The organism is Streptomyces sp. NPDC088746 (genome assembly GCF_044751065.1).
Lineage (GTDB): Bacteria > Actinomycetota > Actinomycetes > Streptomycetales > Streptomycetaceae > Streptomyces.
Genome location: NZ_JBIVLA010000002.1, coordinates 1,022,907 through 1,039,802, shown reverse-complemented (window position 1 = coordinate 1,039,802; position 16,896 = coordinate 1,022,907). Strand labels below are relative to the sequence as shown.

Below are 16,896 nucleotides of genomic sequence, written 5' to 3'. Positions count from 1 at the left end.
TCGTATGTACTTCACGGACCGTGGTATCGAGGAACTGGAGAAGCGGCGCGGCGAGGAGGAGGTCACCTTCGAGTGGCTCGCCGAGCAGCTCCGTACGTTCGTCGACCTCAACCCCGATTTCGAGGTCCCCGTCGAGCGCCTCGCCACCTGGCTGGCCCGCCTGGACGACGAGGAGGAGGACGAGTAGTCACCGTCCGGGGTTGCCGGCGCCCGCACCCCTGAAGCGGTTGTACGCGAGCCCCAGAAGGCCCTGTACGACGAGGACGACGCCCGCGGCGACCCAGCCGCCGCTGCGCCGACGGGCGCCCCAGAGGGTCAGCGGCAGCCCGGCGGCGACCTGACCCGCCGCCACGGCGCGTGCCCTCGGGCCGAGCATCCAGGGGCCGAGGCCGCCGCTCTCGACCGCGTCGAGTTCCACGCGCACGGCGTCGCGCCAGCCGGCCCATTCGATCTGTTCCGCCTCCGGGTGGATTCCGGCGACCGAGCGCAGCCGGTCGGCGGGCTCGCCGGGGGTGAGACCGGGCGGCAGTCCGACCCCTGCCCGGGTGAGTACGGCGAGCAGTCCGCGCAGCCGGGCGTCGGCGTCGCTCCCCGGGTCCTCGCGGGTGAGGGCCTCCAGGGCCTGGACGTCCGTGACGGGGTCGAGGCCCAGCCGGAGCGCGGAGGTCCGCATGGCTTCCTCCTCGGCGGCCGGGGTGCCGTCGGCGAGCCAGGTGTAGCCGACCGGACGGCGGAAGCCCGAGGCGAGGGTGTAGCCGGAGCGGTCGCCGTCCCACCACAGGGCGAGCACCGGCCAGGTGGAGCCCACGGCGAGGGCGGTGGCCCATCCGCCGACGACCCGGTCGACGGGCTCGGCGCCTCGATCGGCTGCCGTGGGCCCGTCGGCCTGTGCTGTTCCGTGGCCGTCGTGGGCGTCCTTCCGCCAGGGCTTCCCTTCGGGAACGAGCACGCTCCAGCCGTCCCCCGCGGGCACGAGCAGCATGCGCTCCCGCAGGAGATGAGCCACGGGCCGTACGGTCTCGGGGTCGGCGCGGCACAGAAGCAGGGCGCCCACGGATGTCGCGGTCATGCCCCATACGCTAGGTCAATTTGCTCGCATACGAACCATTTGCGACCTCCTCTCACTCTCCCACCGGCACCCGTTCCTGCCGACCCTTGACTTCTCCCATCCGCGATATATCGTGTTCTCAAGAAGACGCGATATGTTGCGTCGCGCCACCCAGTGGGAGGTCAGATCCATGCCTGAGTCGACGTGGACCGTCGCCGAGCCCCAGAAGCTCTCCTTCGACGACCCCGTGACAGCACTCAACGTGCGCATCGTCGACGGCATGATCAATGTCGTCGGCACCGACGAACCGACCGCCCGGCTGGAGGTGTCCGAAATCGAGGGGCCCCCACTGGTCGTGACCCTGGAGGGCGGGACCCTCACCGTCACCTACGAGGACCTGCCGTGGCAGGGCCTCCTGACCTGGCTCGACCGCAGGGGTCCGCACCGCAGGGCCGCGGTCTCGCTCGCCGTGCCGGCCGGCGCGACGGTGGAGGTCGGTGTCATCGGAGCCGAGGCGGTCGTCTCGGGCATCCAGGGCCGCACGGAGCTGCGCGGCATCTCGGGTGACAGCACCCTGGTGGGTCTCTCCGGGGTCGTCCGGGCCGAGACGGTGTCCGGCAGCCTTGAGGCCCAGACCGTCACCGGAGACCTGCGCTTCCAGTCCGTGTCGGGCGATCTGACGGTCCTCGAAGGCGCCGGCACCTCCGTCAGGGCGGAGTCCGTCACCGGCCACATGGTGCTGGATCTCGACACCTCGCCGAAGCCGACGGACATCAGACTGACCTCGGTGTCCGGCGAGATCGCCATCCGCCTTCCGCACCCGGCCGACGCGGAGGTCGAGGCGAACACCGCGAGCGGGACCGTCTCCAATGCCTTCGAGGACCTGCGCGTGGGCGGCCAGTGGGGGGCGAAGAAGATCACCGGAACACTGGGCGCGGGCACGGGGAAGCTGAAGGCGACCACCGTCTCGGGTTCGATCGCCCTGTTGCGCCGCCCGCCCGCCCAGGACAGCCCGCAGGACGCCGAGCCGACCGGAAAGGTGCTCTGACATGGCTCCCGTATTCGCCCACGGCCGTCTGCGCCTGTACCTCCTCAAGCTGCTGGACGAGGCCCCCCGCCATGGCTACGAGGTGATCCGGCTCCTGGAGGAGCGCTTCCAGGGGCTGTACGCCCCGTCGGCGGGCACCGTGTATCCGCGGCTGGCCAAGCTGGAGGCCGAGGGCCTGGTCACCCACGCCACCGAGGGCGGCCGCAAGGTCTACTCCATCACCGACGCCGGGCGCGCCGAGCTGGCGGGCCGCGGGGGCGAACTGGCCGATCTGGAGCTGGAGATCCGCGAGTCCGTCTCCGAACTGGCTGCCGAGATCCGTGACGACGTGCGGGGAGCGGCAGGCCAGCTCCGCAGCGAGATGCGCGCGGCGGCTTCCGAGTCCCGCCACTCCTCCGGCGGCGGCAAGGGCGGCTGGGACCCCGGCTTCGGGGACAAGGAGGCGTGGCGCACGGCGAAGGAGGAGCTGCGCAAGGCCAAGCAGGAGTGGAAGGAACAGGCCCGCAGGGCGAAGGACGAGTCCCGCAAGGCCCGTGAGGACGCGGACCAGGCCCGCCGCCAGGCTCAGGAGGTGCACGAGAAGGCGCGGGAGCAGATGCAGAACGCCGCGCGCCAGGTCCAGGAGCACTTCGCGCGGGGCGACTGGCCCGCAGGGGTGCGGGACGGGCTGGCCGAGATCACCGGCCAGCTGGGCAACTTCGCCAGGACCGGCGCCTGGCCGGTGTACAGCCGTCCGGCACCCGAGGAGCCGGACGTCGAGTGGGCGGCCGACGCCGCGACCACCGGCGACCCGGCCCGTGACCTGGACCGCCTGCTGGACCGCTTCCGCGACGACATCCGTGACGCGGCCCGGGACCACGGTGTCACCGAGGAGCAGCTGTCGGAGGCCCGAGGTCATCTGGCCTCGGCCGCGACGCGCATCGGCTCTCTGCTGCGGTCCTCGGCCGACGAGGAGAAGGGCACCTCCGGCACACCCTGACCCCGTGCACGGTCCGGCCGGAGGAGGCTCCGGCCGGACCGTGCCGCCAGGTCAGCTCGCCTGGGCCCGGCCCTGTCCGCCGTCGCCGTACAGCGCGCGTTCCACCGTCGCGTAGGTGGCACCGTGGTCGGCGAGCACATCGGCGACGACGCCCGGGCAGGCGGTCAGCGCCAGCAGCAGGTGCTCCTCGCCTATGAAGCGGTCACGTCGGCCGAGGGCGACGCGAAGGGACTTCTCCAGGATGCCCTTGGCGCCGCTCGTGAAGGGCCGGCGTCCGGACCACCAGCGCCTGTTGCCGCGATCGCCCGCGAGGACCCCTTCGCCGTGGGCGTCCTCGACCCGGGCCACGATCTCGGTGACATCGATACCGATACCGGCAAGCGCCTCCGCGTCGGCCCTGGTGAGCCCTCCACGACGGCGGGCCTCACCGAGCGCCGTCTCCACCGAGGCGCGCCGGTCGGTGAGTCCGAGGGCGGTGACGGCGAAGGAGGCCCGACTGCCTTCCTGGTCCAGCAAGGAGAGCAGGAGGTGCTCCTCGGTGACGGAGTCCGCTCCGGCCCGCTCGGCGTGGGTCACCGCGCCGGTCACGGTGGCCCGGGCTCCCACGGTGAATCGCTCGAACATCAATGCCTCCCGTACTTCTTGTGCACGGCCTGCCTGCTGACACCCAGCTCGGCAGCGATCTCCTGCCACGACCAGCCCTGGACGCGGGCGCTTCTCACCTGGACGGCTTCGAGTTGTTCGAGCAGCCTTCGCAGCGCCGCCACCGCCCGCAGCCCGACGCGGGGGTCATGGTCGCCGGCACGCGCGGCGAGATCCGTTGCTTCGGTCATGGTGTCAACTTACGTTGACACCATCACCTTGTCAACCTTCATTGACATCGTCGGTGGCGAGGCGGGCATGACGCTCGACGTCGTACCGGACGTCCCCGTAGCGGAGCTTCTGCCGGTCGATGCCCTCCGGTACGAAGCCGGCCCGCAGGGCGACGGCGCAGGAGGCGGGATTGTTCGTCCGGTGCCCGAGCTCGAGCCGGTGGAGGCCCAGTTCACCGAAGGCCCAGCGGGCCAGCGCCCGTACGCCCGCAAGCGCGACACCCCTTCCCCGAGCTGTTTCGACGGTCCAGTACGAGACCCAGCCGGTGTCGTGGACGTGGTTCACCGCCGCCACGGCCACCGAGCCGAGCGCGACTCCGTGGCGGACGACGGCCCATGTGTACGCACTCCCCGCCGCCCGCTCGCTCTCACGGGCGTCGATCCATTCCAGTGCCTCGGCGGCGACCGTGACGGGCCGGCCCGCCTGTCGCGCCATCTCCTCCGGCGCGAAAGCTCGGAGCACGGCCGGGGCGTCCTCGGGTCGCCAGGGCCGCAGCAACAGCCCTTCCGGCGTCGGCAGTTCCGTGGCCTGCCGCCTCACGACGTGGTGAGCACGATCTTCCCGAACAGGTCTCCGGCGGCGAGCCGCTCGAAGCCTTCGCGGGCCCGGTCCAGCGGCAGGGTCTCGTCGATCACGGGCCGCACACCGGTGGCCGCGCAGAACGACAGCAGGTCCTCCAGCTCGTCCTTGGAACCCATGGTGGAGCCGACGATCTTGAGTTCCAGGAAGAAGATCCGGGTCAGCTCCGCGTGCGAGGGCCGGTCGCCGCTGGTGGCACCCGAGATGACCAGGGTGCCGCCGGGCCGCAGCGACTTGACCGAGTGGGACCAGGTCGCCGCTCCGACGGTCTCGATGACGGCGTCGACACGCTTCGGCAGCCGGGCGCCGGACTCGTAGGCCTCGACGGCTCCCAGTTCGACGGCCCGCTTGCGCTTGGCCTCGTCACGGCTGGTGGCGAACATCCGGAGTCCGGCTGCCTTGCCGAGCACGATCGCGGCGGTGGCCACACCGCCACCCGCCCCCTGCACGAGGACGGAGTCCCCGGGCCGTACGCCGGCGTTGGTGAACAGCATCCGGTACGCCGTCAGCCAGGCGGTCGGCAGGCAGGCGGCCTGCTCGAAGGTGAGCTCCTTCGGCTTGGGCAGCACGTTCCAGCTGGGCACGGTGACCTGCTCGGCGAACGTGCCCTGGTAGCGCTCGGTGAGGATGGAGCGGGGTTCGTCCGGGCCGACACCGTGGCCCGTCTGGCCGATGACGGAGTGCAGGACGACCTCGTTGCCGTCCTGGTCGATACCGGCGGCGTCACAGCCGAGGATCATGGGCAGCTTGTCCTCGGCGAGGCCCACACCGCGCAGGGACCAGAGGTCGTGGTGGTTGAGCGACGCGGCTCTGACCTGGACGGTGGTCCAGCCGGGTCGGCTCTCGGGTGAGGGGCGTTCGCCCAGCTCAAGGCCGTCGAGGGGCTGGTCAGGGTCGATGCGTGCGGCGTAGGCGGCGAACATGGCCATGACGATAGGCCGTGACGCGTCGTGACGTAACCGTCCGAGAGTGTGACACGCGCCGCGTCGCAGGCGAGCCTGGGCAGAACCCAGCCCGCCCGGCGCTCGATGGCCGGAGGCCGGGGCGGAGCCCCGGTTCCGGGAACGGAAGGGGGCGGGGAACAGGCCCCGCCCCGGCGGACCCCGCACCCCACCCCCGCCCCGCACGCGTCAGCGGCGCGCGACGCCCTCCGCGCGGGCGGCCGCGGCCACCGCTGCGGTGACGGCGGGGGCGACCCGCTCGTCGAACGGCGACGGAATCACGTAGTCCGCGGCCAGCTCGTCACCGACGACGTCCGCCAGGGCGTTCGCCGCGGCGATCTTCATGCCTTCGGTGATCCGGGAGGCACGCACCTGCAGGGCTCCCGCGAAGATCCCGGGGAACGCCAGCACGTTGTTGATCTGGTTCGGGTAGTCCGACCGCCCGGTGGCCACCACGGCCGCGTACTTGTGCGCGACGTCGGGGTGGACCTCGGGGTCCGGGTTGGCCATGGCGAACACGAACGCGCCGGGTGCCATCGAGGCCACGGCCGGCTCGGGGACCGTACCGCCGGAGACCCCGATGAAGACGTCGGCGCCGGCCAGGGCCGTCTCCAGGGAGCCGGTGATGCCGGCGCGGTTCGTGAGCCCCGCCAGCTCGCGCTTGACGTCCGTGAGGTCGTCACGGTCGGCGCTGACGATGCCCTTGCGGTCGGCCACGGCGACATCGCCGATGCCCGCTTCCAGCAGGAACTTCGCGATGGCGACACCCGCCGCGCCGGCGCCGGAGATGACGGCGCGCAGATCACCGAGCGTCCGGCCGGACAGCTTCGCCGCGTTACGCAGAGCCGCGAGGGTCACCACGGCGGTGCCGTGCTGGTCGTCGTGGAAGACCGGGATGTCCAGACGCTCCTGGAGCTTGCGCTCGATCTCGAAGCACCGAGGCGCCGAGATGTCCTCCAGGTTCACCCCGCCGAAGGAGGGCGCGAGGCGCACGACGGTGTCGACGATCTCGTCCGCGTCGGTCGTGGCGAGCGCGATCGGCACCGCGTCGACCCCGCCGAACTGCTTGAAGAGGATCGCCTTGCCCTCCATCACCGGGAGGGAGGCCTCGGGACCGATGTCCCCCAGGCCCAGGACGGCCGTGCCGTCCGTCACGACGGCCACGACCTGCGACTTCCACGTGTAGTCGTGGACGAGCTCGGGATTGTCGGCGATGGCGCTGCACACCTTCGCGACGCCGGGCGTGTACGCGAGGGACAGGTCGTCCTTGTCGCGGATCGGGACGGTGGCCTGCACGGCCATCTTCCCACCGCGGTGGAGGGCGAAGGCCGGATCGAAGGGCTCGTCCGCACTGCTGAGCCCTGCCGCACCGGCCTCGCCGTGTGTCTTGCTGTCGCTGCGAGGATTGACGATCTCCGCTGCCATTGTGTTGACCCCTTAAGTCTTCATCAGTTGAGGGTGGCCACTCCTGGTTGAGGAGGGGTGGGCGGGCACCGCGTACGTTCCCGGCGCTGAGCGGTTGGACCGCTCCGGCAGGGGAGACACATACGCGCGGGCGCGCCGCACACGCGCCCTGAGCCCCGGATGAGGGGTGTAAAGGTCTTTCTTACCGGACGGACCGGGCCTCTTACGAGTCGGTATCGACTCGGTGACATGACTCATAGCCGAATATCTGGACAAGTCCACTAAGGCCCACAAAGGCCGTCCGTAGGTCGAGACGCACCGGAGATTCTCCGGAGGGGCACGCACTTTCCAGCAGATGGTCCGGCCTTGCCGTATCGGCCCGTTGAGGTTCGGGGGTCGCCCGTTACCCGATTTTGACATGACCGGCCCCCTGATTGGGTGAGTCCGAATGGCAAGATGCCCTAATCACACGAGGTGGCGGCACTCGAAGGTGCGTGCGTACCCACCCCACCAGCATCCCCTCACTGCCGGAGGATTCCGATCATGACCGCAAGCACCCTCTGTCGTACGACCGCGAAGTCCCGGATTGCCGCGGTCTGCGCAGTCGCGGTCGCCGGCACCCTGCTGCTGACCGCCTGTGGCGACCAGACCGACAGCGCGAGCAAGAAGGAGTCGGGCGCGGCCTCCGCCGAGAAGGCGCCGCTCGCCGACCTGCTCCCCCAGTCCATCAAGGACAAGGGCGAGATCAAGGTCGGCTCCGACATCGCCTACCCGCCGGTCGAGTTCAAGGACGAGTCCGGCAAGACGGTCGGAATCGACCCCGACCTCGGGGACGCCCTCGGCAAGCAGCTCGGCGTGAAGTTCGTCTTCGAGAACGGCACCTTCGACACGCTGCTCACGGGCCTGCGCTCGAAGCGCTACGACCTCGCGATGTCGGCCATGACCGACACGAAGGACCGCCAGGAGGGCGTCGACTCCGAGACGAAGAAGAAGGTCGGCGAGGGCGTCGACTTCATCGACTACTTCACCGCCGGTGTCTCGATCTACACCAAGAAGGGCGACGACAAGGGCATCAGCACCTGGTCGGACCTCTGCGGCAAGAAGCTGGTCGTGCAGCGGGGCACGGTCTCCCACGACCTCGCCAAGGCCGAGAGCGCCAAGTGCGGCAGCAAGGGCAAGATCGCCGTCCAGGCGTTCGACAACGACCTGGAGGCCCAGACCCGGCTGCGCGGCGGCGGCGCCGACGCGGGCTCCTCCGACTTCCCGGTCGCCGCGTACGCGGTGAAGACCTCGGGCGGCGGCAAGGACTTCCAGCTGGTCGGCGAGCAGGTCGAGGCGGCTCCGTACGGCATCGCCGTGGCCAAGGGCAACGACGAGCTCACCAAGGCCATCGAGGCGGCCCTGAACGCGGTCATCAAGAACGGCGAGTACGGGAAGATCATCGACAAGTGGGGCGTCCAGGCAGGCGCGGTCACCGAGGCGAAGATCAACGGCGGGTCCTGACCGGAGACCGGCGCTGAAAGGCAACATCTGTGACTGACATCAAGAAGGCGGACCCGGCGGACACCCCGCCCACCCCGTCGGCGGGGCCGGAGGCGATCAAGGCCATCCCGGTACGTCACTACGGCCGGTACATCTCCGCGGTCGTCGCGCTCGGCCTGCTGGCCTCGCTCGTCTACGCGTTCGCCCAGGGCGACATCAACTGGAACGCGATCCCGGACTACTTCTTCGACGACCAGATCCTCGAAGGGGTCAAGAACACCGTCATCATCACGGTCCTCTCGATGATCATCGGTGTCGTGCTGGGCATCGTACTCGCCGTGATGCGGCTCTCCAAGAACCCGGTCACGACGTCCATAGCCTGGGGTTACATCTGGTTCTTCCGCGGGACCCCGGTCTACGTACAGCTGCTGGTCTGGTTCAACCTCGGCATCGTCTTCGAGTACATCAACCTCGGGCCGATCTACAAGGACGAGTGGTCGTCCTTCATGACGCCGTTCCTCTGCGCGCTGCTCGGCCTCGGGCTCAACGAGGCCGCGTACATGGCGGAGATCTGCAGGGCCGGCCTCCAGTCGGTCGACGAGGGCCAGACGGAGGCGGCGCACGCCCTGGGCATGAGCCACGGGAAGACGCTGCGCCGGATCGTCGTACCGCAGGCGATGCGCGTCATCGTCCCGCCCACGGGCAACGAGGTCATCAACATGCTGAAGACCTCGTCCCTGGCGGTCGCCGTCCAGTACACGGAACTGCTGCGTTCGACCCAGAACGTCTCGCAGACCTCCGGCGCCACCGTGGAGATGCTGTTCCTGGCCGCGGCCTGGTACATGATCCTCACCTCGATGCTCAGCATCGGCCAGTACTACCTGGAGCGGTACTACGCGCGCGGCTCCAGCCGCAGCCTGCCGGACACCCCGTTCCAGAGGATCAGGGCCAACATGCTCTCGCTGGGCCGCCCGAAGGGAGGCGCCGCATGAGCGCCATGGTGAAGGCCGAAGGCGTGCACAAGTCCTTCGGCCCCGCGCACATCCTCAAGGGCATCGACCTGGAGGTCGCCCCGCGTGAGGTCTTCTGCCTGATCGGCCCGTCCGGCTCCGGCAAGTCGACGTTCCTGCGGTGCATCAACCACCTGGAGAAGGTCAACGCCGGGCGGCTGTACGTCGACGGCGACCTGGTCGGTTACCGCCAGAAGGGCGACAAGCTCTACGAGCTCAAGGACAGCGAAGTCGCTCTGAAGCGCCGGGACATCGGCATGGTCTTCCAGCGCTTCAACCTCTTCCCGCACATGACGGCCATCGAGAACGTCATGGAGGCGCCGATCCAGGTCAAGGGCGAGGCCAAGGCCGTCGCCCGAGCCCGTGCGGAGCGGCTGCTGGACCGGGTCGGGCTGTCCGACAAGGCGAAGAACTACCCGTCCCAGCTCTCCGGCGGACAGCAGCAGCGGGTGGCCATCGCCCGCGCCCTGGCCATGGAGCCGAAGCTGATGCTCTTCGACGAGCCGACGTCGGCGCTCGACCCCGAGCTGGTCGGGGACGTGCTGGACGTCATGCGCGGCCTGGCCGAGGACGGCATGACGATGATCGTCGTCACGCACGAGATGGGATTCGCCCGCGAGGTCGGCGACGCGCTGGTCTTCATGGACGACGGCGTCGTGGTCGAGTCCGGCCACCCGCGCGACGTCCTGACGAACCCGCAGCACGACCGGACGAAGTCCTTCCTGTCGAAGGTGCTGTAGCACCGTCGCAGGCCTTGCGAAACGGGAACGAGGGGCGGCTCCGGCCGCCCCTCGTTCCCGTTCGTGCGCGCCCTACTTCACGGCGAGGACCAGGCTGTCCGACGGCGAGGCCCAGACCGCGCGTGCCTCGCCGAAGCCGGCCTCCCGGAGGGTGCGGGCGTGCCAGTGGACGGAGGGCATGTCGCCGTCGGCGTGCTCGCCGTAGATCTCGAACCGCTCGGCGGTGGGTCCCGCGAGGACCGGGTCCTTCGCCATCAGGGCCCACCACTCGCGCCAGTCCACGGCCCCCTCGGCCTTGGCCCGGTCCATGGCCGCGTGCCGGTGGGCACGTTCGGCGGCGTTGATGCGGGGGGTGTCGGTGTCGATCATGTGGTCGGCGTTCATGAAGACCCCGCCGTCCCTGACAAGTCCGCCGATCTGCCCGTACAGGGCGGCGAGGGGCTCGCTGTGCAGCCAGTGCAGGGCGGTGGCGGTGAGCACGGCGTCGTACGACGTGTGCGGAAGCCGCTCGGTCCAGCCGGCGTCCTTCAGGTCGGCGGTCACGAAGGTGACCCGGTCGTCCCCCTCGAAGGTCCCACGCGCGATGGCGAGCAGCGCGGGATCGAGATCGACACCGGTGCTGGTGGCCTCGGGGAACCGCTTGAGGAGCCGGTCCGTAATACTGCCCGTACCGCACGCCAGGTCGAGCACTCTGGGTCCGGGCCCCACGACGGCCTCGACCATGTCCAGCATCACCCGGAACCGCTCCTCGCGGTCCGGCATGTACCACTCCTGCTGCCGGTCCCAGCTCGCCTGCCAGGACTGCCAGTCGGTGCCCGCAGCGGTCTCCGCCATCCCATCCTCCACGTAATACTCAGTGTTCGCCCCCGACCATTACACTGGTCGACACAGCGACCATAGACCGACGCCGTAAGGACTACAAGTGGAACTGGCCTATTACTCGGATTACGCCGTGCGTCTGGTCAACACCGAGGAGCCGGCCCGTAACAAGGACTCCCTCACCACCGTCGACTGCATCCGCGAGCTGTTCGGCCCCAGCGCCCAGGCCGCCCGGCGTGCCACGGACGCCGATGTGACGCGCTTCCGCTCCGTGCGGGCCCGGCTGCGCGCGGTGTTCGAGGCGGCCGACGGCGGCGACGAGACGCTCGCGGTCGATCTGCTCAACTCACTGCTGCTGGAGTTCCCGGTCAACCCGCAGATCTCCGGCCACGACACCCGTGACGAGGACGGCAAGCCGGACTGGCACATGCACCTGGCCGATCACCCGTCGAACGCGACGGCCGGCTTCGCCGCCATCGCGGCGATGGGCCTCGCCTTCCACCTCACCACGCACGGCGTGGACCGGCTCGGCCTCTGCGAGGCGGCCCCGTGCCGCAACGCCTACCTCGACACCTCGACCAACCGCTCCCGGCGCTACTGCTCCGACCGCTGCGCCACCCGCGCCAACGTGGCGGCCTACCGGGCCCGCAAGCGGCTGGAGGCGGACCGCTCGGGCGAGACCCGGCGCACCGCGGAGACCGCCCAGCCCAGCAGCCCGAGCACCGACCGCTGATCCTTCCTCAGCGGCCGGTAGCGGGCCCGGACGCGGGCCAGTACGAGCTCTTCGGGCACCGCCCCGTAGTCCGTGCTGTCGCCGCCCGCGTACGAGTTGTCGCCCAGCACCCACCAGCCGCTGCCGCGCCGCTCGGTGGCCCGCTTGACGACCAGCAGGTCCTGCTGCAGCGGGTGACGCAGGATCACCACGTCCCCCGGGCGCACCGGCGCCCCGCGCTGCACGAGCAGCCGGTCGCCGTGGTAGAGCGTGGGCACCATCGACGGCCCCGTCACCTCCACCACCTGGAACGGCTTACGCGCCGTCCGCCCGCTCCATGGTTCCTGTGCCGGTTCCGGCATCTGTGGCACCTCCCGGTCCATCCTCCACCACACGGCAGCGCGCACCGCTCCGTGTTTCGGCCGCCGGTCTCATCCTCACCCCGGACTTTTGGCCTAAGCCCTAGGGGGCAGCCGCAAAAACAGGCTCCCTACGGAGTAATGTCCCACCTGAGAAGACGATCACGAGGAAGGACAGCTCCATGCTTTCCCGCCTGTTTGCCCCCAAGGTGAAGGTCAGCGCCCACTGCGACCTGCCCTGCGGCGTGTACGACCCGGCCCAGGCCCGCATCGAGGCGGAGTCCGTCAAGGCCGTCCAGGAGAAGTACCAGGCCAATGAGGACGCGGACTTCCGCACGCGCGCCGTTCTGATCAAGGAACAGCGTGCCGAGCTCGCGAAGCACCACGTCTCGGTGCTCTGGAGCGACTACTTCAAGCCCCCGCACTTCGAGAAGTACCCGGAGCTGCACCAGCTGGTCAACGACACCCTGAAGGCGCTCTCCGCGGCCAAGGGCTCGAACGACCCGGCCACGGGCCAGAAGGCTCTGGACCTGATCGCCCAGATCGACAAGATCTTCTGGGAGACCAAGAAGGCCTGACCTGCGGTCCTCTTCCGCGAGGCCGACAACGACCGCACCCGGTCCGCCGCTTCCCCTCCGAGGGTGGGGCGGGCCGGGTGCGGTCGTTGTCGGCGCGAGCCGGGTCAGGAACCCGGCAGGAGGTGGCTGTAGCTGTCCGGGTTCTCCCGGAGGTAGGCCGCCAGGTTCTGGGCGGGCCGGCCCGTGAGCGTGGGGACGGCGTCCGAGACGGTCTCCAGCTCACCCGCCGCGATCGCCTCGTACGACGTGACCCAGCCGGCCACTTCCCACTCCGGGGCTCCGTGGTGGGCGCGGGAGGCGTAGGCCTCCTCCCTGGTCTCCGCCACGTACCGGATGGTGCGGCCGGTACGCCGGCTCAGCTCGCCGGCCGCCTCCGCCAGGGTGAACGCCTCGGGGCCCGTGAGGTCGTACGTCGCGCCGTCGTGGGTGGTCCCCTCGTCCAGCAGGACGGCTGAGGCCGAGTCCGCGATGTCGTCGTGCGCGACCGCCGACACCCGCCCCTCGCCGCCGGGACCGCGCAGGACCCCGTCGGCGCCCGTCATCGCGGGGATCGCCGCCAGATACCAGCTGTCCCGCAGGAACGTGTGGCGCACTCCGGTCATCCGGATGTGCGCCTCGGTGTGCCAGTGGTCGCGCGCGAACGTGAACGTCGCGTCCGGTGCCGCTCCGAGGAACGACACGTACACGATGCGTTCGACGCCCGCGGCGAGGGCCGCGTCCACCGCGGTGGTGTGCTCCGGGACCCGGCCGGGACTCTCGTGGGCCGAGACGAGGAACAGGGTGTGCGCACCGTCGAGCGCGCGGCGCATCGCCTCGCCGTCGCCGTACGCGGCGGCGGGCGCGGTGACCGTGCCGGGCAGCCGGGGCAGCCGTGAGGGGTCCCGGCCGAGGAGGCGCACGGGGACGCCGGTCCGGGCCAGCCGGGCGGCGACGCGGCCACCGACGGCCCCGGTCGCGCCGGTCACCGCTACGAGAGGGCTGATCATCCCGCCTCACCGTCCTCCGCCGTCGGGGGCCCTGCCCAGCGGCGCACCTCCACGACCGCGCTCGCCGGCAGCGGTCCGTAGATGTGCGGGAACTCCTCGCCACCGGGCTCCACGGCCTCGTAGCGGACGGGCGCGGGGAGCCGGCCGGTGTCGATGACCAGGACCACCAGACCGTCGTCCTCGGATCCGTACAACGCCCGGGCCACGGCGGGGAGCTGATGGGGCAGCGAGCAGTGGATGAATCCTTCCTCCCGCAGGGTGCGGCCCCGGGTGGACATCTCGTACGTCCCCGCTGTGCGGGCGGCCTCCCACAGGGGCTCTTCCGTGAGGTGCAGCAGCTGTTCGGTCATGGGCTCACGCTAAGGGCTGCCGGGCGCGGCCAGGAGCTTCGCCTCCGTTCGCGCGTCGAGGCCGACGGCGGGCCGGTCCGGCCGGTGCGGGGCGGTTCCTCCGAGCTCGCGCAGCCAGGCCCACGTGTCGGCGACGGTCTCGCCGACGGGTCTGCAGCGCAGGCCGGCGGCGTGCGCCTTGGCCACGTCCCCCTGGTGCAGGGTGTCGTAGAGCTCTCCGGCGGGAAGCCAGACCGGCAGGTCCGTCCATGGCTCCACGCCCGCCGCGAGGAGCACCCCCGGGTCGGTCCAGCGCAGTCGGGCGCGGGAGCCGGTCACGCGGACGCAGGTGTCCAGGAGCTCGCCCATGGTCGTGTGCCCCGGGTGGCTCACGGTGTTGTATGCCCCGGACAGGCCCTCCGCGGCGGCGTCCAGCAGCCAGTCGGCCAGATCGCGGGCGTCGATGTACTGGAGCGCGGCGTCCGGCGGCCCCGGCGCGACGACCTCTCCGCCCCGGGCCGTCCGCGTGAGCCACCACGGCAGACGGCCGATGTTCTCCCCGGGGCCGAGGATCAGCCCGGCCCTGGCGAGCAGCGCCCGGTCGCCGAAGGCGTCGAGCGCCGCGAGCTCCCCGCCGCGTTTGGCCAGGGCGTACGGGACGTCAGCTCCGGCGTCCGGGGACGCCCCGTCCACCAGCGGCCCGTCCTCCGTCAGCCCGGCCGGGGCGGGGTAGGCGTGGACGGACCTGCTGGAGACGTACGTGAAGTGGCCGGCCCTGTCGGACAGCAGGCGGGCGGCGTCCCGCACGGCGGACGGGGCGCCGCTCCAGGTGTCGACCACGAGGTCCCAGGCGCCGTCGGCGAGTGCGGCGAGGCCCGCCTCGCCCGTCGTCCGGTCACCCGTCAGGGTCCGGGCACCGGCGGGCGCCGCGTGACGGCCGCGGTGGAGGACGGTGACCTCCCAACCGCGTTCGAGGGCGGCGACGGTGACGGCGCGTCCCACGAATTCCGTGCCGCCCAGCATCAAGAGCTTCATGAGGTGATCGTGCCAGCCGGAGGACCGGAGGAAACGGGACGTCGCTGTCGGCAGAACGGGGAACTCCCCGGTTCAGGACATGTGCGCGAGGGGGCTGCGGTGGCGCAGCAGCCACCGGTGGTACTCCTCGGCCCTGCGTGCCGCGTCGCGGTAGGCCGCCTCCAGCTCCTCGTACACGGCGTCGATGTCCGCGCCCGGCCGCGAGACCAGCAGCAGACGGACCGCCAGCGGGTCACCGCGCAGGGGGCGGATCGCCATGTCCTCGCGAGGGCCGGAGGTCGGCTGGCAGGGAGCGACCGCCTCGCCGAGGACGACGAGGGAGGCGGCGGTGAGGTAGTCGCCGTGCAGGACGGGCGGGTCGAGACCCGCGGCGCCGAGGACCCGGCGCACACCGTCCCACTCACCGTCCACCGACGGGTCGACCATCCACCGGTCGCCCGCCAGGTCGTCGAGATCCACCACCGGCCGTCCGGCTGCCGGATGGTCCCGGGCCAGGGAGATGAACTGCGGTTCGCGCTCCAGGAGTACGCGCTGGACCAGTCCGTCAGGAACGGCGAGCGGGCAGCCCTCCACCTCGTGCACGAAGGCCACGTCGAGCCGGCCTGCAGCCACCGCTCCGAGCAGTGCCCGGGCCGACACGTCGACGCGGAGCGAGATGTCGGTGCCCGGCAGCCGCACCCGCAGTCCGCGCAGCCAGCCGCCGATGACCCGGCTCGCGGTGGATCCGATCCGCAGACCGGGGCCACCGGCCCGCGCGGCCGCGGCCTCCGCCGTCGCGGCGCCGACCAGGGCGGACATGCCGTCCACCAGAGGGCGGGCGCGGCTGAGGACCGAACGTCCCAGGAGGGTCGGCCGGCAGCCGGTTCTCCCGCGGCGGAACAGCTCCGCGCCCAAGGTCTTCTCGATCCGCTGGAGCTGGGTGGTCAACGAGGGCTGGCTGACGCCCAGCTGCCGTGCGGCCTGGTGCAGGCTGCCTGTGTCGGCGATGGCGCAGAGCGCCCTGAGGTGCCTCACCTCGAGCTCCATGACGGCGAGGGTATGGCTGTTCGTACGTCGAGCACCAGATGCCCCAACCGCCACCAACCGGGCCGATTCAGGGGGTGTCGGGGCGACCGGCACGTGCTGATTCTGTGTGCTCCCTGTCCGGGGGATAGGGCGGTGCTATCGCCGGTTGACATCATCCGCTGCGGGCCCGGCTGCCCCGACACTCTTGCCGTACCCCCCACCCGGTCCCCGTCCGCCTCCGGACGGGGTTCTTCGGACAGGCAGGAGAACACCCCCCATGAGACACCCCAGGACAGCCGTCATGTCGGCCGTAGCCGGTCTCGGACTCGGACTCGCCGCATCGCTCGGCACCACCCCCGCGGTCGCCGCCGCTCCCTCCCCCGCGTCCGCGGCCGCCGTGCCCGCGGCGCAGTCCGGCTACACCGCGTACGCCGGTTCGAGCGAGAACGCCGCCGCGAACAAGGCGTTCTTCGACGCCGTCATGAAGTCGGTCGCCGAGAAGCGGGCCGCGAACCCGGGCGCCCAGGCGGTCACCGTGATCTACAGCGCCGCCAACGCCCCCAGCTTCCGCAGCCAGATAGCCAGCAGCACCAGCATCTGGAACAGCTCGGTCAGCAACGTCAAGCTGCAGGAGGGCTCGAACGCCGACTTCGACTACCGCGAGGGCAACGACTCCCGGGGTTCGTACGCGAGCACGGACGGGCACGGCAGCGGCTACATCTTCCTCGACTACGCCCAGAACCAGCAGTACGACTCGACCCGGGTCACCGCTCATGAGACCGGGCACGTGCTGGGGCTTCCGGACCACTACACCGGGCCGTGCAGCGAGCTCATGTCGGGCGGCGGTCCCGGCACGTCCTGCACGAACGCGTACCCGGACGCCACGGAGCGCTCGCGGGTGAACTCCCTCTGGCAGAACGGTCTCGCGGCTCTCGCCCGCACCACGTCCTGACATCGGGGCCGACCGGC

Annotated in this window: 21 protein-coding genes; 9 read left to right on the top strand and 12 right to left on the bottom strand. The window is 71.0% G+C overall.

What is annotated here, in order from left to right; all coding sequences use genetic code 11:
• The first annotated feature begins 4 nt into the window (after nt 1-4).
• A complete protein-coding gene (locus tag ACIP63_RS12330; RefSeq protein WP_164298158.1) occupies nt 5-187 on the top strand; it encodes a DUF6104 family protein in 183 nt (60 codons plus the stop codon).
• Here the strand turns inward: ACIP63_RS12330 and ACIP63_RS12325 are convergent, their stop codons facing one another.
• Nucleotides 188-1,069, bottom strand: a complete 882-nt coding sequence (locus ACIP63_RS12325; protein WP_401514136.1) for a hypothetical protein — start codon at nt 1,067-1,069, stop codon at nt 188-190.
• A gap of 169 nt (nt 1,070-1,238) precedes the next feature.
• Here ACIP63_RS12325 and ACIP63_RS12320 point away from each other — a divergent pair, with 169 nt between their 5' ends.
• Both ACIP63_RS12320 and ACIP63_RS12315 read left to right on the top strand, forming a co-directional pair.
• A complete protein-coding gene (locus ACIP63_RS12320) occupies nt 1,239-2,096 on the top strand; it encodes a DUF4097 family beta strand repeat-containing protein (RefSeq protein ID WP_401514134.1) in 858 nt (285 codons plus the stop codon).
• A gap of 1 nt (nt 2,097) precedes the next feature.
• On the top strand, nt 2,098-3,075 hold the full coding sequence (locus tag ACIP63_RS12315; protein ID WP_401514131.1) for a helix-turn-helix transcriptional regulator: 978 nt from the start codon (nt 2,098-2,100) through the stop codon (nt 3,073-3,075).
• A gap of 51 nt (nt 3,076-3,126) precedes the next feature.
• On the opposite strand, the gene ACIP63_RS12310 is transcribed toward ACIP63_RS12315, so the two are convergent.
• The 5 genes from ACIP63_RS12310 to ACIP63_RS12290 all read right to left on the bottom strand — a co-directional run bounded on the left by ACIP63_RS12310 (nt 3,127) and on the right by ACIP63_RS12290 (nt 6,893).
• Complete coding sequence (locus ACIP63_RS12310; protein ID WP_401514128.1) at nt 3,127-3,699, bottom strand: Clp protease N-terminal domain-containing protein; 573 nt, start codon at nt 3,697-3,699, stop codon at nt 3,127-3,129.
• Entirely contained in the window at nt 3,699-3,908 is a 210-nt protein-coding gene (locus ACIP63_RS12305) for a sigma factor-like helix-turn-helix DNA-binding protein (protein ID WP_033298277.1), read from the bottom strand. Before ACIP63_RS12305 ends, ACIP63_RS12310 begins: the two co-directional genes overlap by 1 nt.
• 31 nt (nt 3,909-3,939) lie before the next feature.
• Complete coding sequence (locus ACIP63_RS12300) at nt 3,940-4,488, bottom strand: GNAT family N-acetyltransferase (RefSeq protein ID WP_401514124.1); 549 nt, start codon at nt 4,486-4,488, stop codon at nt 3,940-3,942.
• Complete coding sequence (locus ACIP63_RS12295) at nt 4,485-5,450, bottom strand: zinc-binding dehydrogenase (protein ID WP_401514122.1); 966 nt, start codon at nt 5,448-5,450, stop codon at nt 4,485-4,487. Before ACIP63_RS12295 ends, ACIP63_RS12300 begins: the two co-directional genes overlap by 4 nt.
• A gap of 207 nt (nt 5,451-5,657) precedes the next feature.
• A complete protein-coding gene (locus ACIP63_RS12290) occupies nt 5,658-6,893 on the bottom strand; it encodes an NADP-dependent malic enzyme (RefSeq protein WP_401514120.1) in 1,236 nt (411 codons plus the stop codon).
• Nucleotides 6,894-7,415: 522 nt separating this feature from the next.
• Here ACIP63_RS12290 and ACIP63_RS12285 point away from each other — a divergent pair.
• The 3 genes from ACIP63_RS12285 to ACIP63_RS12275 are packed head-to-tail and all read left to right on the top strand — an operon-like array spanning nt 7,416 to nt 10,104.
• Nucleotides 7,416-8,375, top strand: coding sequence for an ABC transporter substrate-binding protein (locus ACIP63_RS12285; protein WP_401514118.1), 960 nt, complete (start codon nt 7,416-7,418; stop codon nt 8,373-8,375).
• A gap of 29 nt (nt 8,376-8,404) precedes the next feature.
• On the top strand, nt 8,405-9,346 hold the full coding sequence (locus ACIP63_RS12280) for an amino acid ABC transporter permease (protein WP_401514115.1): 942 nt from the start codon (nt 8,405-8,407) through the stop codon (nt 9,344-9,346).
• The gene (locus ACIP63_RS12275) at nt 9,343-10,104 is read left to right on the top strand and encodes an amino acid ABC transporter ATP-binding protein (RefSeq protein WP_401514113.1); all 762 of its coding nucleotides are present in this window, start codon (nt 9,343-9,345) and stop codon (nt 10,102-10,104) included. Before ACIP63_RS12280 ends, ACIP63_RS12275 begins: the two co-directional genes overlap by 4 nt.
• A 72-nt stretch (nt 10,105-10,176) precedes the next feature.
• Here the strand turns inward: ACIP63_RS12275 and ACIP63_RS12270 are convergent, their stop codons facing one another.
• Nucleotides 10,177-10,938: a class I SAM-dependent methyltransferase gene (locus tag ACIP63_RS12270; protein ID WP_401514109.1), complete on the bottom strand. Its 762-nt coding sequence runs from the start codon at nt 10,936-10,938 to the stop codon at nt 10,177-10,179.
• Between the two features lie 88 nt (nt 10,939-11,026).
• On the opposite strand from ACIP63_RS12270, the gene ACIP63_RS12265 reads away from it, so the two are divergent.
• Nucleotides 11,027-11,656, top strand: coding sequence for a CGNR zinc finger domain-containing protein (locus ACIP63_RS12265; RefSeq protein WP_401514107.1), 630 nt, complete (start codon nt 11,027-11,029; stop codon nt 11,654-11,656).
• Here ACIP63_RS12265 and sodX read toward each other — a convergent pair.
• Nucleotides 11,560-11,997 carry a nickel-type superoxide dismutase maturation protease gene (sodX, locus tag ACIP63_RS12260; protein ID WP_401514104.1) on the bottom strand — a complete coding sequence of 146 codons (438 nt, stop codon included), beginning with the start codon at nt 11,995-11,997 and terminating at the stop codon, nt 11,560-11,562. The two genes, ACIP63_RS12265 and sodX, sit on opposite strands and share 97 nt — an antisense overlap.
• 179 nt (nt 11,998-12,176) lie before the next feature.
• Here sodX and sodN point away from each other — a divergent pair, with 179 nt between their 5' ends.
• Nucleotides 12,177-12,572 carry a superoxide dismutase, Ni gene (gene sodN / locus ACIP63_RS12255; RefSeq protein ID WP_033298259.1) on the top strand — a complete coding sequence of 132 codons (396 nt, stop codon included), beginning with the start codon at nt 12,177-12,179 and terminating at the stop codon, nt 12,570-12,572.
• A 104-nt stretch (nt 12,573-12,676) separates the two neighbouring features.
• Here sodN and ACIP63_RS12250 read toward each other — a convergent pair whose 3' ends face one another.
• From ACIP63_RS12250 to ACIP63_RS12235, 4 genes are all read right to left on the bottom strand, one after another.
• Nucleotides 12,677-13,558 carry an SDR family oxidoreductase gene (locus tag ACIP63_RS12250; RefSeq protein WP_401514100.1) on the bottom strand — a complete coding sequence of 294 codons (882 nt, stop codon included), beginning with the start codon at nt 13,556-13,558 and terminating at the stop codon, nt 12,677-12,679.
• On the bottom strand, nt 13,555-13,908 hold the full coding sequence (locus ACIP63_RS12245; protein ID WP_401514098.1) for a DUF952 domain-containing protein: 354 nt from the start codon (nt 13,906-13,908) through the stop codon (nt 13,555-13,557). Before ACIP63_RS12245 ends, ACIP63_RS12250 begins: the two co-directional genes overlap by 4 nt.
• Nucleotides 13,909-13,917: 9 nt before the next feature.
• Nucleotides 13,918-14,910, bottom strand: a complete 993-nt coding sequence (locus ACIP63_RS12240) for an NAD-dependent epimerase/dehydratase family protein (RefSeq protein WP_401515098.1) — start codon at nt 14,908-14,910, stop codon at nt 13,918-13,920.
• 84 nt (nt 14,911-14,994) lie between these two features.
• Complete coding sequence (locus ACIP63_RS12235) at nt 14,995-15,948, bottom strand: LysR substrate-binding domain-containing protein (protein ID WP_401514095.1); 954 nt, start codon at nt 15,946-15,948, stop codon at nt 14,995-14,997.
• A gap of 256 nt (nt 15,949-16,204) precedes the next feature.
• On the opposite strand from ACIP63_RS12235, the gene snpA reads away from it, so the two are divergent.
• Nucleotides 16,205-16,879: a snapalysin gene (gene snpA / locus ACIP63_RS12230; protein WP_401514092.1), complete on the top strand. Its 675-nt coding sequence runs from the start codon at nt 16,205-16,207 to the stop codon at nt 16,877-16,879.
• The last annotated feature ends 17 nt before the right edge of the window (nt 16,880-16,896 follow it).

Excerpts from the sequence above, each read along its gene's own strand:
- ACIP63_RS12235 (WP_401514095.1), bottom strand. The coding sequence starts at position 15,948 with ATGGAGCTCGAGGTGAGGCACCTCAGGGCGCTCTGCGCCATCGCCGAC.
- ACIP63_RS12325 (WP_401514136.1), bottom strand. The coding sequence starts at position 1,069 with ATGACCGCGACATCCGTGGGCGCCCTGCTTCTGTGCCGCGCCGACCCC.
- ACIP63_RS12315 (WP_401514131.1), top strand. The coding sequence starts at position 2,098 with ATGGCTCCCGTATTCGCCCACGGCCGTCTGCGCCTGTACCTCCTCAAG.
- sodN (WP_033298259.1), top strand. The coding sequence starts at position 12,177 with ATGCTTTCCCGCCTGTTTGCCCCCAAGGTGAAGGTCAGCGCCCACTGC.
- sodX (WP_401514104.1), bottom strand. The coding sequence starts at position 11,997 with ATGCCGGAACCGGCACAGGAACCATGGAGCGGGCGGACGGCGCGTAAG.
- snpA (WP_401514092.1), top strand. The coding sequence starts at position 16,205 with ATGAGACACCCCAGGACAGCCGTCATGTCGGCCGTAGCCGGTCTCGGA.
- ACIP63_RS12305 (WP_033298277.1), bottom strand. The coding sequence starts at position 3,908 with ATGACCGAAGCAACGGATCTCGCCGCGCGTGCCGGCGACCATGACCCC.
- ACIP63_RS12330 (WP_164298158.1), top strand. The coding sequence starts at position 5 with ATGTACTTCACGGACCGTGGTATCGAGGAACTGGAGAAGCGGCGCGGC.
- ACIP63_RS12290 (WP_401514120.1), bottom strand. The coding sequence starts at position 6,893 with ATGGCAGCGGAGATCGTCAATCCTCGCAGCGACAGCAAGACACACGGC.
- ACIP63_RS12320 (WP_401514134.1), top strand. The coding sequence starts at position 1,239 with ATGCCTGAGTCGACGTGGACCGTCGCCGAGCCCCAGAAGCTCTCCTTC.
- ACIP63_RS12245 (WP_401514098.1), bottom strand. The coding sequence starts at position 13,908 with ATGACCGAACAGCTGCTGCACCTCACGGAAGAGCCCCTGTGGGAGGCC.
- ACIP63_RS12270 (WP_401514109.1), bottom strand. The coding sequence starts at position 10,938 with ATGGCGGAGACCGCTGCGGGCACCGACTGGCAGTCCTGGCAGGCGAGC.
- ACIP63_RS12310 (WP_401514128.1), bottom strand. The coding sequence starts at position 3,699 with ATGTTCGAGCGATTCACCGTGGGAGCCCGGGCCACCGTGACCGGCGCG.
- ACIP63_RS12240 (WP_401515098.1), bottom strand. The coding sequence starts at position 14,910 with ATGCTGGGCGGCACGGAATTCGTGGGACGCGCCGTCACCGTCGCCGCC.
- ACIP63_RS12250 (WP_401514100.1), bottom strand. The coding sequence starts at position 13,558 with ATGATCAGCCCTCTCGTAGCGGTGACCGGCGCGACCGGGGCCGTCGGT.
- ACIP63_RS12295 (WP_401514122.1), bottom strand. The coding sequence starts at position 5,450 with ATGTTCGCCGCCTACGCCGCACGCATCGACCCTGACCAGCCCCTCGAC.
- ACIP63_RS12275 (WP_401514113.1), top strand. The coding sequence starts at position 9,343 with ATGAGCGCCATGGTGAAGGCCGAAGGCGTGCACAAGTCCTTCGGCCCC.
- ACIP63_RS12285 (WP_401514118.1), top strand. The coding sequence starts at position 7,416 with ATGACCGCAAGCACCCTCTGTCGTACGACCGCGAAGTCCCGGATTGCC.